At 71.5% G+C, this 16647-nt stretch carries 13 protein-coding genes; 5 read left to right on the top strand and 8 right to left on the bottom strand.

The window, feature by feature from the left end; genetic code table 11:
* Positions 1 to 150 precede the first annotated feature (150 nt).
* Positions 151 to 600: an NUDIX hydrolase gene (locus ABZ877_RS25855; protein ID WP_361075185.1), complete on the top strand. Its 450-nt coding sequence runs from the start codon at positions 151 to 153 to the stop codon at positions 598 to 600.
* 196 nt (positions 601 to 796) lie between these two features.
* Entirely contained in the window at positions 797 to 2557 is a 1761-nt protein-coding gene (locus ABZ877_RS25860; RefSeq protein WP_361075187.1) for a TIGR03767 family metallophosphoesterase, read from the top strand.
* On the opposite strand, the gene ABZ877_RS25865 is transcribed toward ABZ877_RS25860, so the two are convergent.
* On the bottom strand, positions 2554 to 3660 hold the full coding sequence (locus ABZ877_RS25865) for a hypothetical protein (protein WP_361075189.1): 1107 nt from the start codon (positions 3658 to 3660) through the stop codon (positions 2554 to 2556). The genes ABZ877_RS25860 and ABZ877_RS25865 overlap by 4 nt on opposite strands.
* Before the next feature lie 209 nt (positions 3661 to 3869).
* Positions 3870 to 6449, bottom strand: coding sequence for an aminopeptidase N (gene pepN / locus ABZ877_RS25870; protein ID WP_361075190.1), 2580 nt, complete (start codon positions 6447 to 6449; stop codon positions 3870 to 3872).
* A 208-nt stretch (positions 6450 to 6657) separates the two neighbouring features.
* On the opposite strand from pepN, the gene ABZ877_RS25875 reads away from it, so the two are divergent.
* A complete protein-coding gene (locus ABZ877_RS25875; protein WP_361075193.1) occupies positions 6658 to 7299 on the top strand; it encodes a DsbA family protein in 642 nt (213 codons plus the stop codon).
* A gap of 20 nt (positions 7300 to 7319) precedes the next feature.
* Here the strand turns inward: ABZ877_RS25875 and ABZ877_RS25880 are convergent, their stop codons facing one another.
* The 4 genes from ABZ877_RS25880 to ABZ877_RS25895 all read right to left on the bottom strand — a co-directional run bounded on the left by ABZ877_RS25880 (position 7320) and on the right by ABZ877_RS25895 (position 11789).
* Positions 7320 to 7535, bottom strand: a complete 216-nt coding sequence (locus ABZ877_RS25880) for a hypothetical protein (protein WP_361075195.1) — start codon at positions 7533 to 7535, stop codon at positions 7320 to 7322.
* Between the two features lie 302 nt (positions 7536 to 7837).
* Positions 7838 to 8488: a superoxide dismutase gene (locus ABZ877_RS25885; protein WP_361075197.1), complete on the bottom strand. Its 651-nt coding sequence runs from the start codon at positions 8486 to 8488 to the stop codon at positions 7838 to 7840.
* Positions 8489 to 8667: 179 nt separating this feature from the next.
* Positions 8668 to 10098, bottom strand: a complete 1431-nt coding sequence (locus ABZ877_RS25890; RefSeq protein ID WP_361075199.1) for an amino acid permease — start codon at positions 10096 to 10098, stop codon at positions 8668 to 8670.
* Between the two features lie 314 nt (positions 10099 to 10412).
* Positions 10413 to 11789 carry an amino acid permease gene (locus ABZ877_RS25895; protein WP_361075201.1) on the bottom strand — a complete coding sequence of 459 codons (1377 nt, stop codon included), beginning with the start codon at positions 11787 to 11789 and terminating at the stop codon, positions 10413 to 10415.
* Between the two features lie 283 nt (positions 11790 to 12072).
* Between ABZ877_RS25895 and ABZ877_RS25900 the strand changes: the two genes are divergently transcribed.
* The gene (locus ABZ877_RS25900; protein WP_361075203.1) at positions 12073 to 12660 is read left to right on the top strand and encodes a biotin transporter BioY; all 588 of its coding nucleotides are present in this window, start codon (positions 12073 to 12075) and stop codon (positions 12658 to 12660) included.
* A 9-nt stretch (positions 12661 to 12669) separates the two neighbouring features.
* Here ABZ877_RS25900 and ABZ877_RS25905 read toward each other — a convergent pair whose 3' ends face one another.
* Both ABZ877_RS25905 and ABZ877_RS25910 read right to left on the bottom strand, forming a co-directional pair.
* Complete coding sequence (locus tag ABZ877_RS25905) at positions 12670 to 14013, bottom strand: FAD-binding protein (protein ID WP_361075204.1); 1344 nt, start codon at positions 14011 to 14013, stop codon at positions 12670 to 12672.
* Positions 14014 to 14069: 56 nt separating this feature from the next.
* Positions 14070 to 14843 carry a hypothetical protein gene (locus ABZ877_RS25910; RefSeq protein ID WP_361075206.1) on the bottom strand — a complete coding sequence of 258 codons (774 nt, stop codon included), beginning with the start codon at positions 14841 to 14843 and terminating at the stop codon, positions 14070 to 14072.
* Between the two features lie 173 nt (positions 14844 to 15016).
* Here ABZ877_RS25910 and ABZ877_RS25915 point away from each other — a divergent pair, with 173 nt between their 5' ends.
* Positions 15017 to 16630, top strand: coding sequence for a serine/threonine-protein kinase (locus ABZ877_RS25915; RefSeq protein ID WP_361075208.1), 1614 nt, complete (start codon positions 15017 to 15019; stop codon positions 16628 to 16630).
* Positions 16631 to 16647 lie beyond the last annotated feature (17 nt).

A 16647-nucleotide genomic window follows, 5' to 3' on the forward strand; every position in this document is an offset into this window, starting at 1 on the left:
ATAGTTTGGGGAGAGTTGCCCGGGGCGGGATGGAACCATGGCGTACTTCCGCCATACGCCACCGGGGACGAACCGCCCGCTAACCGGACGTATCGTGGGCCGTTCCTGAACCCTCGGTGGAGAGCTCGAACTCTCCGTTAGCGTCGGGGAATGCACAAAGAGCTGAGGGTGGCGGCGTACGCCGTGTGCGTGCGCGACGGAAGGATCCTGCTCGCCCGCTGGGTCGCCGGGGACGGCAGCAAGCGCTGGACCCTGCCCGGCGGCGGCATGGACCACGGCGAGGACCCCTACGACACGGTCGTGCGCGAGGTCGACGAGGAGACCGGCTACACCGTCGACCCCATCGCCTTCCTCGGCGTCCACACCGTCCTGCGCCGCTACCCCCGCAAGCTCGGCACGGTCGCCGACTTCCACGGCCTGCGCCTCGTCTACGAGGCCACCGTCACCGGCGGCACCCTGCGCCACGAGGAGAGCGGCTCCACGGACATGGCCGCCTGGCACGACCTCGACGCCGTGGACGAACTGCCGCGCGTCGAACTCGTCGACGTCGGCCTGCGACTGTGGCGCGAGCGCCCGCCGTCAGGGCACCTGCTTCCCTGAAAAGTGAACGCAGGGTGACAGTGCGGGGGGCGAGTTCCTCCCCGCGCATGACGACCCGGCGCGCCAGGACGCCCCCGGTGATCCACGTACCGCGATCGGCGCTGCGCGTTGCGTCCCCGTTCACGCGCACGCCACCCCCGCTGCCAACGATCCAGTACGCCACTGTCGACGCGTTCGCACCCGGGGAGACCGCGCCATGTCGCGCCTACGCTCTGTCACCAAAGCCGCCGCCGCACTCGACCGCCGTACGCTCCTGGCCGCCACCGGCGCGGCGACGCTCACCGCCGGACTCGGCTACGCCCTCGCGCCGGGCGGCTCGGCCGCCGCCACGGGCCCCGCCCCGGACGGCACGCTCTCCTCCCGCCGCGCGCCCGCGGCCCCGCTCACCCCGTACCCCCGCGGCACGACCCTCGCCTCCGTCGCCACCGGACCGGCCGGGTCCGGCTACCGCCGCCTCGGCGCCGGACCGGCCTGGGACCGCGTCGTCCGCGCCGAGCTGTCCTCCGCCCGCTCCGGCCGCGCGGCCCGCCGCACCGCGCTCGCGGCCTTCGTGCAATTCACCGACCTGCACCTGGTCGACGTGCAGCACCCGCTGCGCTACGAGTACCTGCGCGCCCAGACCGCCAGCGCCTGGCGCCCACAAGAGGCGCTCTCGGTCGCCGGGGCCGTGTCCCTCGTCGAGCGGGTCAACGCGCTGCGCGGCGCGCCCGTCACCGCCTCCCCGCTCCACTTCGTCATGACGACCGGCGACAACACGGACAACAACTCCCGCACCGAGCTCGACTGGTTCCTCAAGACGATGAGCGGCGGCCGCATCACACCCAACAGCGGCGACCCGCGCCACTACGAGGGCGTCCAGAACAGCGGCATCCCGCTCTACTGGCAGCCGGACACCGACCGGCGCGACGCCGACAAGCAGGGCCACGGCTTCCCGCGCATCCCCGGCTTCCTGGCGGCGGCCATCGCCGAACTGCGCAGCCCGGGCCTGAACCTGCCCTGGTACTCGACGGTCGGCAACCACGACGCGCTGCCCGGCGGCTGCTACGCGCCCGGCGACTCCTTCTTCGCCGAGTTCGCCGTCGGCGGGCGCAAGCTGATGGAGCTGCCGGGCTCGGCGTCCAAGGCGATCTGGGACAACGTCAAGCGCGGCGGCGACCCCAAGGGCACCGCCTTCCGCGACCTCCTGCGGAGCAACACGCGCGCGATGCGCCGGGTCACCCCGGACGAGGCCCGCGCCCCGTTCACCCCCGCCGAATACCTGGCCGCGCACCTCGACCCGGCGCACACGGGCCCGGGCCCGGTCGGCCACGGGTACACGCGGGACAACCTCGCCGCCGTCACCCAGTACTACACGTTCCGGATCTCCGGCGACGTCCTCGGCGTCAGCCTCGACACGACCGACCCCGGCGGCCACTACGAGGGCTCCCTCGGCACGAGCCAACTGCGCTGGCTGGTGCACCAGTTGCAGGAGGCCGAGAGGAACGGCGACCACGTCGTCGTCTTCTCGCACCACACCAGCAAGTCGATGCGCAACCTCCGCGAGGACCCGCACCACCCCGGCGAACAGCGCCACGGCGGCAAGGAGCTGGCCGCCCTCCTCGGCCGCCACCGCCCGGTCCTCGCCTGGGTCAACGGGCACAGCCACAAGAACGCCATCACCCCGCACACCGGCGAGCCCGGCACCGGCGGCTACTGGGAGATCTCCACCGCGTCCCACGTGGACTTCCCCCAGCTGGCCCGGATCATCGAGATCACCGACAACCACGACGGCACGCTCTCCCTCTTCACCACGTGCGTCGAGTCCGCCGCGCCCTCCCGCACCGACTTCACCGATCTCAGCCAGACCGGCCTCGCCGCCCTCTACCGCGAACTCGCCTTCAACGCCCCCGGCTCCCGCGCGACCCTCTCCGGCACCCCGGGCGACCGCAACACCGAGCTGGTCCTGAAGAAGGGCTAGCGCGGCAGCACCACGACATAGGCGGCAGGGTCCCGGTCGGCCGCCGCCATCAGCGCCGTACGGACCACGGCCGCCTGCTGCTCAAGGGCCTCGCGCAGCTTGCGCGGCGTGAGGTGCACGACAGTGATCCCGAGCCGCTCCAGGTGCTCGCGCTTGCGGGCGTACTCGCTCCACAGCGCGTCCTCGTCCTGGCGCGGCGCCCGGGTGTCCAGCTCCACGGCGACGGCGTGCTCGGGCCAGTAGGCGTCGACGCCGCCGAGGTGGGGGCCGCCGGGCAGGCGCAGGTCCACGTTCCACAGCGGGTCGGGCAGCCCGTACTCGACGACCATGCGGTACAGGCGGTCCTCGGCGATGGCCCGCCCCTCCGCGAGCAGGGAGTCCACGGCGTCCACGACGTGCGGCCGCGTCAGCAGCCGGGCCTGCGTCAACTCCCGTACGACGGCGGCCGGCTCGCAGTGTCCGGCGCGCACCGCCTCCGTCAGCAGGCGGCGCACGGCGGAGGCGTCGGAGAGCTGCGCGATCGCGTCCGCGAGGGCGCGCGGCACGGGCGCGACCGGCACTCCGTCGCGCTGGACGGGCGTCGGCATCGCGGTCGTGCGGACCAGGCGGGCGAAGTCGGTGGAGCGCAGCCTGCGGGTGCGCGGCACGAGGACGTCGACGTGGTCGAGCGAGAGCAGCGGGGGAGCGGACACGAACCCGTGCAGGGAGAGCGCCGCGAGCCCGGTGACCATGGCCTCCGCGTACGGCACGGCGGGCGCGGGGTGGACGTCGCCGGTGAGGGGCTGCGCCGGTACGCCCCCGGTGCGGCGCGGCTGTGCGCGGTCCTCCTGGGGGCGGCCCGCGTACAGGAGCACCGCCTGCAGCCGCTCCTCGCCGGTCGCCGGACCCGGGTGGAGGAGGATCACCCCGGGCAGGACGCGCTGCCACGGCCCGCCGGGGCGGCACTGGCCGTGGACGGCGGCGGCGGTGACCCCGTGGGCCTTGAGCTGCGCCGCGCTCATGACGCGCCGCTGCGAGTCGAGGAGGTGGCCGAGGGGGCGCGGGGAGGCGGGGGAGAGCGGGGCGGGGGTGCCGGGGGAGGCGGGGGTGGTGTCGTGGTTCATGACCCGGACCTTCCCGGACCGGACCGCTCCGCTAACCGCTGTTACAAGGCCGTCGACAAAACCGGACAAGTTCGCCCTAAAGTCGGGGTCCGCTCATGCCGAAAGGGCCAGGCGGCAGACGGGTTACGGGCAGTCGTACCCGCATTCCGTAACACCCGCCGGACGGCGCGGCGCCGGGGTTCCGTCAACCCGGCGCCACGCCCGGTCCGTCAGCCGGCCGCGGTCGCGTCGCACGCCTGTCCGCGCAGCGCGCGCGCCAGGTCGTCCCGCGCCTCCAGGACGAGACGGCGCAGCGCGGGCGCCGCGTCCTCGTGCGCGGCGAGCCACGCGTCGGTCCGCTCCAGGGTCTCCGGGGTGTCCTGGAGCGCCGGGAAGAGCCCGCGTACGACGTCCATGCCGATCTGGATCGAACGCTCCTGCCAGACGCGCTCGATGACGTCGAAGTACTTCTGCGCGTACGGGGCGGTGAGTTCGCGCTGGGACGGCTGCTGGAACCCGGCGATGACCGCCTCCACCAGCGCGTTCGACAGCGCGTCGGACTCCACGACCTGCGCCCACGCCTGCGCCTTCACGGCCTGCGAGGGGCGGGCGGCCAGGCAGCGGACCTGGTGGCGCTTGCCGGACGCGGTGTCGTCGCGGGCCAGTTCGGCGGTGAGCAGCGCCTCGTCGGCGGCGCCGTACGTGGCGAGGGTGTCCAGGAACGACCAGCGCAGCTCCTGGTCGATCTCCAGGCCGTCGATCTTCGCGCTGCCCGCGAGCAGGCCCTCAAGGAGCTGGAGGTCGGCCGGGCTCGACGCGACCGACGTGAAGAACCGCGCCCAGGTCAGCTGGTGCTGGCTGCCCGGCTCGGCGTTGCGCAGCTCGCGCAGGGCGCCCTCGGCGAGCAGCCTGCCGCCCTCCTCGCGCCAGGCCGGGACCGCGTAGTGGGTGAGCGCCGAGCGGGCCCAGGCGTGCAGCATCTGGAGGACGCCGATGTCGGACTCGCGCCCGGCGAACCGCAGGACGAGGTCGACGAAGTCGCGGGCCGGCATGAGCGCGTCCCGCGTCAGGCTCCACAGCGCGGACCAGCACAGGGCGCGGGCCAGCGGGTCGGTGATGTCGCCGAGCCGCTCGCGGAGCGTGGCGAGGGAGTTCTCGTCGAAGCGGATCTTGCAGTACGTGAGGTCGTCGTCGTTGACGAGGACCAGCTCCGGGGCGTCGGCCCCGGCCAGCTCGGTGACGATCGTGCGCGGTCCTTCCACGTCGACCTCCGCGCGCGCGTACCGCTCCACGCTGCCGTCGGGCGAGCGGCGGTACAGGCCGATGGCGACCCGGTGCGGGCGCAGCTCCGGGTGGGACTCGGCGGCCTCCTGGACGACGGCCAGCTCGGTGATCCGTCCCTCGCTGTTCAGGATCACCTGCGGCGTGAGGGAGTTGACCCCGGCGGTCTGGAGCCAGGACCGCGCCCACGACCCCATGTCGCGCCCGCTCGTCTCCTCCAGGACCGACAGCAGGTCGCCCAGGCGGGTGTTCCCGTACGCGTGGCGCTTGAAGTAGCGGCGCGCGCCTTCGAGGAACGCGTCGCGGCCCACATAGGCGACGAGCTGCTTGAGCACGCTCGCGCCCTTGGCGTAGGTGATGCCGTCGAAGTTGAGCTTCGCGTCCTCCAGGTCGCGGATGTCCGCCGTGACCGGGTGCGTGCTCGGGAGCTGGTCGGCGCGGTACGCCCACGCCTTGCGGTTGTTGGCGAAGGTGATCCAGCCGTTGGTGAACCGGGTCGCCTCCACCATCGAGAACGAGCCCATGAAGTCGGCGAAGGACTCCTTCAGCCACAGGTCGTCCCACCACCGCATCGTGACGAGGTCGCCGAACCACATGTGGGCCATCTCGTGCAGGATCACATTGGCGCGGCGCTCGTACGACGCCTGCGTGACCTTGCCGCGGAAGATGAACTCCTCGCGGAAGGTGACCATGCCCGGGTTCTCCATCGCGCCGAGGTTGTACTCGGGCACGAACGCCTGGTCGTACTTGCCGAAGGGGTACGGGTAGTCGAAGTTGTCGTGGAAGAAGTCGAGGCCCTGCTTGGTGACGAGGAAGACGTCGTCCGCGTCGAAGTAGGGGGCGAGACCCTTGCGGCACATGGCGCCGAGCGGCACGACGAGGGTCGAGCCGTCGTCGAGGGTGCGCTCGTAGGTGTCGGTGACGTAGTGGTACGGACCGGCCACGACGGCGGTGATGTACGTCGAGATCGGCTTGGTCTCGGCGAACCGCCACACGCCGTCGGCCAGCTCCCCGACCCCGTTCGACCAGACGGTCCAGCCCTCGGGGGCCTGCGCGCTGAAGCGGTACGGGGCCTTGAGGTCGGGCTGCTCGAAGTTGGCGAAGACGCGGCGCGCGTCGGCGGGCTCGTACTGCGTGTAGAGGTAGACCTCGCCGTCCTCGGGGTCCACGAAGCGGTGCATGCCCTCGCCGGTGCGGGAGTAGGCGCACTGGGCGTCGACGACCAGCTCGTTCTCCTCGGCGAGGTTCTCCAGGTGGATGCGGCTGCCGTCGAACACGGCGGCCGGGTCGAGGTCCTCGCCGTTGAGGGAGACGGCGGTGACCGACGGGGCGATCAGGTCGACGAACGTCGAGGCGCCCGGCTCGCTCGCGCGGAACCGGATCGTCGTCACGGAACGGAACGTGCGCGGGCCGTCGCCGGTGGCCTCGCCGACCGCGGAGCGCAGGTCGAGCGCGACCTCGTACCCGTCGACGGACAGCAGACCCGCCCGCTCGCGGGCCTCGTCGCGGGACAGATTCTCTCCGGGCACGGCGGCACTCCTTCGTGACGTTTCGATCTGGCCCGACCTGTGGTCCGGCCGGTGGCCTGTCCGGGCCCTCGTGGGGCCGTTCGAACGCCTACGATCCTCGCACGCGGCCTCCGCGCCGGACATCCGGGAATGCGCATGGCCGCGGTCGCGTTGCCGCAGGCACAACCACCCGGTGACTTCGTGACTTCGCGACTTCTTGAGGAGAGCAATGTCCACTGTGGACGAGAAGACCCCCGTCGACTTCTGGTTCGACCCGCTCTGCCCCTGGGCCTGGATGACGTCGCGCTGGGTCCTGGAGGTCGAGAAGGTCCGCGACATCGAGGTGCGCTGGCACCTGATGAGCCTCGCCGTCCTGAACGAGCCGCGCCTGGAGGAGCTCCCCGAGGAGTACCAGGAGATGATGCGCACCCAGGCCTGGGGCCCGGTCCGCGTCGTCATCGCCGCGCAGCAGGAGCACGGCGCGGAGGTCCTCGGCGACCTGTACACGGCGCTCGGCACCCGCATCCACAACCAGGGCCAGGGCCCGACCAAGGAGGCCGTCGCCGGCGCGCTCGACGAGGTCGGCCTGCCCGCGTCGCTCCTCGACCACTGGGACGGCACCAAGTACGAGGACGAGCTGCGCGCCTCCCACAAGGAGGGCATCGACCTGGTCGGCCAGGACGTCGGCACCCCGGTCATCGCGGTCCCCGGCGCGGACGGCAACCAGATCGCCTTCTTCGGCCCCGTCGTCACCCCCGCCCCCAAGGGCGAGGAGGCGGCCAAGCTGTGGGACGGCACCCTGCTGGTCGCCTCGGTCCCGGGCTTCTACGAAATCAAGCGCACCCGCACCCAGGGCCCGATCTTCGACTGACCGGGCCCGGGGGAACGGCCCTAGGAGAGCTTGCGGGGGCCGCCGCCGAAGGGGCGCTGGTTGAACCCTGTCCGCAGGGTCCGGCAGTCCCCGTCGTCGCCGTCGCACATCCAGAACTCGTGCGGGTGCTTGACCCCGGCGGCCTTCACGAGCTTGCGCTGCTCATCCTTGTCGAGCAGGTGGTGCGGCTCGTCGTCTCCGCAGGTCTCGCACGGCAGCTTCCTCTTTCGGGCCATGGCGCCCCACCCCCTCGGGTCAGACCTCTCCGGGTCAGCGGAAGGACTCCGGAAGGTTGAAACCGTCACCGGCCTTGAAGTGCCGCTGCACGCGCAGGCATCCCGTGCGGGAGCAGCGCCGCTGCCCCCGCAGTTGGGGCAGTGCTTCGAGGCGACGGTCATGGCGCCACATTCCACCGGAACCTCGCATACCGACAGCCCCCCGCGAGTCACGTCCTCGCGGGGGGCTGTCTTTTCGGCCGCCGCCCTGCGTGAAGGTTGAGAAGACGATCACGAGGCGGGGCGTAGGGGGGCGCGCCCGGTCAGGGGGCGAGCAGCAAGGAATTCACGCGCTCCTTCGCGGCGGCGTACCGCTTGGCGACGTCCTGCCAGTTGACGACCTGCCACATGGCCTCGATGAAGTCGACCTTCTGGTTCTTGTACTGCAGGTAGAAGGCGTGCTCCCAGGCGTCGAAGACGAGGATGGGGGTCGAGCCCTGCCCGACGTTGCCCTGGTGGTCGTAGACCTGCTCGACGATGAGGCGGCCGCTGAGCGGCTCGTAGGCGAGGACGCCCCAGCCCGAGCCCTGCGTGGTCGCCGACGCCTTGGTGAGCTGCGCCTTGAACTTGGCGAAGGAGCCGAAGGACTCGGTGATCGCGTCGGCGAGGTCGCCGACCCCGTCCGCGGCGAGCGGCTCGCCGCCGCCCCCGTCCTTCGGGCTGTTCATGTTGTGCCAGTAGATGCTGTGCAGGATGTGGCCGGAGAGGTGGAAGGCCAGGTTCTTCTCCAGGCCGTTGATCGCGCCCCACGCCTCCTTGTCGCGCGCCTCCGCGAGCTGTTCGAGGGTGTCGTTCGCGCCCTTCACGTACGCCGCGTGGTGCTTGTCGTGGTGCAACTCGATGATCTGCGGGTTGATGACCGGTTCGAGCGCCGCGTAGTCGTACGGGAGTTCAGGAAGCGTGTAGATCGCCATGTCGTCCGAGTCCTCCGGCTGAAGGTGCTGCAGTGCAGAGCTTATTGCAATCAATGTGCAAGTGCAGGCTAACAGCAGGTGCGACCTGGTGGTGATCAGCCCTTCGACCTAGGGCCCATACGCGTGAAGGCCCCCGGACCGAACGGTCCGGGGGCCTTCACGACGACTACGGGGCAGGGCTACCGCACGGCCGCCTTCTCCGCCGACTTCTGCCGGACGTAGCCGACGATCGCCAGGACCACCGTCAGACCGCCCGTGTAGTAGAGCTGCACCCGCGTGTCGTGCTCACGGGCCATCAGGACGAAGACGACGCCCATCGCGAGGAGCGCCGCGACCGTCAGGTACGGGTACGCCCACATCTTCACGACCAGCTTCTCGGGCGCCTCACGCTCCAGCTTGCGCCGCAGGATCAGCTGCGAGAAGGCGATGAAGAACCAGACGACGAGGATGATCGCGCCGATGGTGTTGAGCAGCCAGGCGAAGACGTCGTCCGGCCGCCAGTAGCTGAGCAGCACGCACACGAAGCCGAAGGCCGCCGAGATCAGCACCGCGATGCGCGGCACGCCGCCGGAGACCTTGCCGATCACCTTCGGGCCCATGCCGCGCGCGACCAGCGAACTGGCCATGCGGGAGGAGCCGTAGATGTTGGCGTTCATGGCGGAGAGCAGGGCGACGAGGACGACCACGTTCATGATCTGCCCGGCGCCAGGGATACCCAGGTGGTCGAGGGTCGCGACGTAGGGGCCCTTGGTCGGGATCTCCTCGGCGGTCCAGGGCAGCAGGACGACGACGACCGCCATCGAGCCGACGTAGAACAGCGCGATCCGCCACATCGCCGTACGGACCGCCTTGGCGACACCCTGCACGGGGTGCTCGGACTCGGCGGCGGCGATGGTGACGGTCTCCAGGCCGCCGTAGGCGAACACGGAGGCGAGCAGGCCGACGATCAGCCCTTCCGTGCCGTTCGGCATGAAGCCGCCGTTGCCGGTGAGGTTGGACATGCCGGGCGCGTCGACGTCGGGCAGGGCGCCGCAGATCGCCAGGACGCCGATGACGAGGAAGAGCGCGATCGCGCCCACCTTGAGCGCGGCGAACCAGAACTCGAACTCGCCGAAGTTCTTCACCGCCGCGAGGTTCGTCCCCGTGAACAGCACCATGAACACGGCGACCCAGGCCCACTCGGGCACGCCCGGCACCCACCCGTGCACGATGCCCGCCGCGCCGATCCCCTCCAGGCCGACGGCGACGCACAGCAGGAACCAGAACGCCCAGCCCGCCGTGAACCCGGCCCACGGGCCGATCGCCCGCTCGGAGTGGACGGAGAACGAACCCGACGCCGGGTACGCGGCCGCCATCTCGCCCAGCATGCGCATCACGAGCATGACGAGGGCGCCGGAGATCGCGTACGCGAGGATGATCGACGGCCCGGCCGCCGCGATGGCGGTGCCGGAGCCGACGAAGAGGCCGGCGCCGATCACGCCGCCGAGCGCGATCATGGAGAGGTGGCGCTGCTTGAGGCCGTGCGAGAGCGACGACGCGTCGGAGGGCTGGTCGCCGGGTGGCGTAGGTGCCGCCTTTTGGGCGGGGGGCTGCGCGGACGTCCGAGACATGGATTTGCCCTGTTCAGTAGCCGAGACGGGGAGAGCGTCGACCTCGTGAGGCCCACATAAAACGGCCCACAGTCTGAGCGGACGCGCCGGTCAGTGGGAATACGTTTCCGTTATACGGACACGCAGCTCACACATTGCGACGTGTTGGTCAACGTTCTGTGAAGGCAGATGCTTATGTGGCGTCCCCGCCCCGTCAAGACCGACGCCCGCGGATGGCCCCAAAAGGCCACGCCCCCGAAGACCCCCCGCGCCGCCTGTCCCCTCCGGGCCAAGCCCCCGAGCCTCGCATTGCTGCCGTCTCCACCGCCCCCGGCTCAGGCGCGCCGCGCCCGTAGCTCACGTACGCCCGCGACGGCGAGCACCACCGCCGTCGCCCCCGTCGACCACAGCAGCTGCGGACGCGCCGTGTCGTCGGTCAGCATCAGCCCGAACACCGCCCCCATCGCGGCGAGTGCCGCCCAGGTCAGCCATGGGAACGCCCACATCTTCAGTACGAGCCGCTCGGGCGCTTCCGTCTCGATCCGGCGGCGCAGCCGCAACTGCGAAGCGGCGATCAGCGCCCACACGAAGAGGAGCACGGCGCCGACCGAGTTGAGCATGTAGAGGAAGACCGTGTCCGGCCACTCCAGATTGAGCAGCACGGAGACGAAGCCGAACGCCACCGACGCGAGCACCGCCCGGCGCGGCACCCCGCCGGCCACCTTCAGGAGCCCCTTCGGCGCCTCACCGCGTTCGGCGAGCGAGAAGACCATGCGGGAGGAGCCGTAGAGGTTGGCGTTCAGGGCGGAGAGCAGCGCCACGAAGACGACGATGTTCATGATCTGCCCGGCCGACGGCACCCCGACGGAGTCCAGGACGGTGACGTACGGGCTGATGCCCGCCTTCTGCGCGGTCCAGGGCAGCACCGTCACGATGACCAGCATCGAGCCGACGTAGAAGAAGAGGATGCGGAACACCGCGCTGCGCACGGCCCGCGCCACCGACCGCACCGGGTCCTCCGACTCCGCCGCCGCGATCGTGACGACCTCAAGGCCGCCGAACGCGAAGACGACCGCGAGCACCCCGGAGACGACGCCCTGCCAGCCGCGCGGCAGGAACCCGCCGTCGCCGGTCAGATGCGAGAGCCCCACCGCGTCCGTGCCGGGCAGCAGCCCGAAGATCGCCAGCGTGCCGAGGACCAGGAACGCGATGATCGCGACGACCTTGAGCGTCGCGAACCAGAACTCGAACTCGCCGAAGTTCTTCACGGCCGCCAGGTTCGTCGCCGTGAACACCACCATGAACAGCAGCACCCACGCCCACTGCGGCACACCCGGCACCCAGCCGTTGGCGATCCGCGCGGCGCCCGTCGCCTCCACGGCGAGCACGACGACGAGCATGAACCAGTACAGCCATCCCACGCTGAACCCGGCCCACCGCCCGAGCGCCCGCTCCGCGTGGACCGAGAACGCGCCGGACGCCGGCATCGCCGCCGACATCTCGCCGAGCATCCGCATCACGCACATCGCGAGCGCGCCCGCGATCAGGTACGACACGACGATCCCCGGCCCGGCGACCGCGATCCCGGCCCCGGACCCGACGAACAGCCCGGCGCCGATGACACCGCCGAGCCCGAGCATGGTCAGATGGCGCTGCTTGAGTCCGCCGGACAGGGGTTCGCCGGATGCGGCAGGGGCGATGTGGTCGTGCATGGGGTGATCGGCCGGCTCTCGGTGCTCAACGGTGATATTGGCGGGAACCTACAGTCTCCCCGCAGGGCGCCCCGCACCGCAAAACCGCCTGTGACTACCCGTGTCGTCAGTGACGAGCATCACCCCGTACGAGGTGTACGCACGCCTCTTTGTACGGAGCCCACCAAGTCGCGGCCCGAGCCTTTGTCGAGCGGTGACCGTGATCGGCTCCACCGCCCTGGGATAGCGTCACGGAGTCCCACCCTGCCCGCCCGCAAGGCGCCCACAGATACGCGGAGTCCCCATGAGCACCGCCACCTCCACCGCAGCAGTCGCCCGGCCGGGCAAGGTCCTGGCCGACCTCCTCCCCGCTTCCCGCACGAAGGAGATCGCCCTTGTCGTCGGTGGCGCCGCGCTCACCGGCATCGCCGCGCAGATAGCCGTCCCCGTGCCGGGCTCGCCGGTGCCGGTCACCGGGCAGACCTTCGCCGCGCTCCTCGTCGGCACCGCGCTCGGCGCCCGCCGCGGCTTCCTCTCGATCGCCCTGTACGCCCTGGCGGGCATGGCGGGCATGCCGTGGTTCGCGGAGGGCGGCTCCGGCTTCGCGATGCCGTCGTTCGGCTACGTGCTCGGCATGCTGCTCGCCGCGACCGTCGTCGGCGCCCTGGCCCGCCGCGGCGGCGACCGCTCGGCGCTGCGCACGGTCGGCACGATGATCCTCGGTGAGGCGATCATCTACGCGATCGGTGTCCCGTACCTCGCCCTGTCCACCGGCATGAGCCTGACGGCGGCGATCGCCGCCGGCCTCACCCCGTTCCTGATCGGCGACGCGGTGAAGGCGGCCCTGGCGATGGGCGCGCTGCCGACGGCCTGGAAGCTCGCCGACAAGTAGGCGATCGGCTCAGCTCAGGTCGTAGTTCCTCCGGAAGAGGTTCGCCGGGTCGTACGCGGCCTTCAGATCGGCGAGCCTCTTTCGCGTACCGGCGTCGTACAGCCCGTCCGCCCGGTCCCCGCCGCCGAAGGCGAAGTTGAGGGACCGCCCGAGCGTGTGCGGGGCGACGGTGCCGAAGGCGCGGGTGTGGTGGGCCCGCGCGGCGTCCTTCGAGGACCCGTCGAGCGGCGACAGGATCCGCACGAGCCAGCCCGCGTCGCGGTGGGGCACCGCGTTGGGCGCGGGTCGGGCCAGGGCGCCGCCGAGGTGGTTGAGCTGGACGACGTGCATGGAGTCGGCGGCGGGCCCGCACAGGGCCAGCAACTCGGCGGCGGCGGTCACGTCCAGCTCGCTCAGGAACACGCTGTCCCCGTAGTAGGCGTGCGGGAAGGCCGGATCGTTGTGGATCGTGGGGCTCTCCCCGTACGGCATCGCGCGCAGGGTGTCGGTGACGGCGGGCCCGAGCGCGGCGCGCAGCGGCGCCACAAGGCGCTCGCCCTCCTCGGCGCTGCCGGTGAACGCGATCCGCACCGAGACCACGTACTGGCCGCGCAGGTGCGGCGGCAGCTGCGGCAGGTCCGGGTAGACGAGTGCGGCGAGCGAGGAGGTGAGGGTCCCCGGGACGGTCGCCGTCCAGTCCGCGTAGGCGTGAAGGACGGAAGCCGGGTCGGTGGCCCGGCCGTCGTGGGCGAGGAAACCCCCGTAGAGGCGGGTGACCGGGACGAGGTCCATCTCCAGCGCGGTGACCGCGCCGAGCTGGGCGCCGCCGCCGAGCAGGCCCCAGAGGAGTTCGGGGTCGCTGTCGGCGGTGACGTGCCGGGCGGTGCCGTCGGCGGTCACGACGTCGACGGAGCGGACGTGGTCGGCGGTGTAGCCGAACTCCCGGCCCAGGATGCCGAGCCCGCCGCCCAGGACGTAGCCCACGACACCGACACTGGGCGCCGAACCGTTGAGCGGGGCCAGCCCGTGCGCTGCAGCTGCTTCCGCGACGGCGCCCCAGCGGGCCCCGGCGCCGACCCGGACGGTGCGGGCCGCCGGGTCCACGGTGACCTCGTCCATCCGCCGCGTGCTGATCAGGACCCCGCCGTCGGCGTCGCCGGGGAGGCCGTGACCGGTGGCCTGGACGCCGACGGGCAGCCCGCGCGCCGCCGCGTGGCGGACGGCGGCCCGTACGTCGTCCGGGCCGGTCGCGGCGTAGATCACGTCGGGCCGCTGGACGAAGCCGGTCTGGAACCCGGCGGTCTCCTCGTCGTAGCCCGGGTCGCCGGGGCGGAGCGTGCGGCCGCTGTCGGGGGTGGAGTGCGTGGTCGTCATGGACCGTACTGTCCCCGCATAACCTGACAACGGCCGTCAGCTTTTCGCTCCGTCCCTCAGCGCGTCGGCGACGGCTTGCGGGAGGACCACCACAGCCCGGCCCCACCGGCCGCGATCAGCGCCGCGCCGGTCGCGCCGAGCGGCAGCACGTCACGTCCGGCGCCCGTCGACGGCAGCGTCTTGTGGTCCTCACCCTTGGCCTTGCCGCCGCCCTGGTCACCGGCCGGACTCGCGGGCTTGTTCTCGGTGCCGAGGAGCAGGGGCGTCACCGGCGCGTTGGGCGAGGGGCTCGTCGTGCCGAACGGCACGGGGCCCTGCTGCCAGAACCTCTGCTTGCCGTCCGCGCTCTCGACGGGCAGGCAGATTTTTCCGGTCTTCGTCAGATCGAAGGTCGCGGTGACTTTGTACGACTTCGATTTCCCGGCCGCGACATTGCCGACCGGGCAGGTGAATCCGCTGTTCGAACCCTCCGGCAGATCGGCCGTCCCGATCGCTGTGCAGCCCGGCACATCCGTGATCGCCATTCCGTCGTAACCGACGACGAGCAATTTGACCTTGCCGCTGTCCTTCGTGCCCTGATTGCTGATGCTCGCGACAAGATTCTTCGTTTCCTTGGTCGCATTGTCGACCGAGATCTTCTCGGAGAGACCCGTGGACAGTTTCACGCCCGCGGGCGCCTCGTCCACGACCTTCCCGCCCTCGCTGCTGCCCGGCCCCGGACCGTCGTCCGCCGTGGTGGTGGCCGTGGCGGTCAAAGGCAGGACCATCACCGTCGAGACCGTCGCGGTCAGCAGTGTCGCGGCCCATGCGGTCTGACGCCTTGAACCCATGTCCGTCCCCCCAGCCCAGTCGAATTCGGCCTCTTTCCGCGCTACTTGAAGAGTTACCACAAGATTTCTCCCCACTATGCTGGGGACGGCACGACGCGTCGATTCTGTGTTTCGTGTTCCGGGGGTGCAGTCCTTTGCCAGAAAAAGCGAGTGGAGGCGCTCAAGGGCTCCTGGTGGCCGCGCGTTATCGCCTGGACGCACACATAGGCCAGGGCGGTATGGGGCGGGTGTGGCGGGCGGTCGACGAAATGCTCGACCGGCCCGTCGCCGTGAAGGAGATGCGCATCGACGGGCTCGACCCCGAGGACGCGCGCACCCGCCGCGAACGCACCCTGCGCGAGGCGCGCGCGACCGCCCGCATCGACCACCCCAACGTCGTACGGGTTTACGACGTCGTGGACGAGGGCGAACGCCTGTGGATCGTGATGGAGCTGGTCGACGGGCGCTCCCTGGAACAGGTGCTCGTCGAGGACGGCCCGCTCGACGTCGAGGCGGTCGCCGGGATCGGGCGGGGCCTCGCCGAGGCGCTGCGCCCCGTCCACGCGGGCGGCGTCCTGCACCGGGACATCAAACCGGGCAACGTCATGCTGGAGCGGGCCGGGCGGCGCCGCGTCATGCTCACCGACTTCGGCATCGCCGCGATCGAGGACGCCACGGCCCTGACCATGGCCGGCATGCTCGTCGGCTCGCCCGACTACATGGCGCCCGAGCGGGTCGCGGGCCGCCCGCAGGGCCCGCCCTCCGACCTGTGGTCCCTCGGCACGACCCTGTGCGCCGCGCTCGGCGGGCGCTCCCCGTTCAGCCGCGACACGACCCTGGCGACGCTCCACGCCGTCCTGTACGAGGAACCGCGGATCCCGGCCGAAGCGGGCCGGCTCGCCCCTCTTCTGACGGCCCTGCTGGCCAAGGACCCGGAGACCCGCCCCGACCTGAACACGGTCCTGCGCGCCCTCACCCCACCGCCTCCGCTCCAGGGCCCTCAGACCCTGAAGATCACCCGACGCCAGCCCTCCGACGAAGCACCCGCGACCCCGGAGACGACCGCACCGGCCCCGGCGCCTCTGCCGGAGCCGAGCCCGGCCCCCGAGACCGAGCCTGAGCCCGAACCCGAACCCGAACCAAGCCCCGAGCCCGCGACCCGGGCACCCCGGGTGTCCCGGCGCCGCGCGCCCCTCATCGTCGGCACCGTCCTCATCGCCGTACTGGCCGCAGGCATCGCCGTGGCGCTCGCGCTCACCCTCCCCGGTGACGAGTCGTCCGGCGGAAAAGAACAGCGCGGCGGGGGAGCGAGCGGGACAGTCTCCGCGCCCACCGTTGAGGGGACCTCGCGTCCGTCCGGCGGATCTCCGGCCCTGCCGCCCGGGGCGCGCCGCGAGGCGGGATACGCGTGGGTGCCGCCGAAGGGGTGGGAGCGGGTGGTGAAGACGGCGTCGGAGGTGCACTACACGTCACCGGACGGCACCCAGGAGCTCGTCGCCCAGTCGGCGCTCGCCAGGGACGACCTGTACGTGACGTGGAAGAAGGCGGAACTGGACGCCCACCAGGGCCAGGACTACCGGAAGATCCGCCTGGACCGGACGGTGTTCAGAGGCCGCCCGGCCGTGGTCTGGGAGTACCTGTTCACCCTCAAGGGCGAGCGCTGGCACGCCGAACTGCTCGGCTTCGAGCAGGGCTCGCGGTCGTACCAGATCGGCACCTGGTACCGCCCGTGGACGCAGGGCCCGGCGCGGAAGGTGTACGAGCAGGTGAAGCGGACGTTCACGGTGCCGGGCCCGTCCAGCGGCTGAACGGGCCCGGCACGTCA

It is taken from the genome of Streptomyces sp. NPDC046939 (assembly GCF_040644575.1).
Lineage (GTDB): Bacteria > Actinomycetota > Actinomycetes > Streptomycetales > Streptomycetaceae > Streptomyces.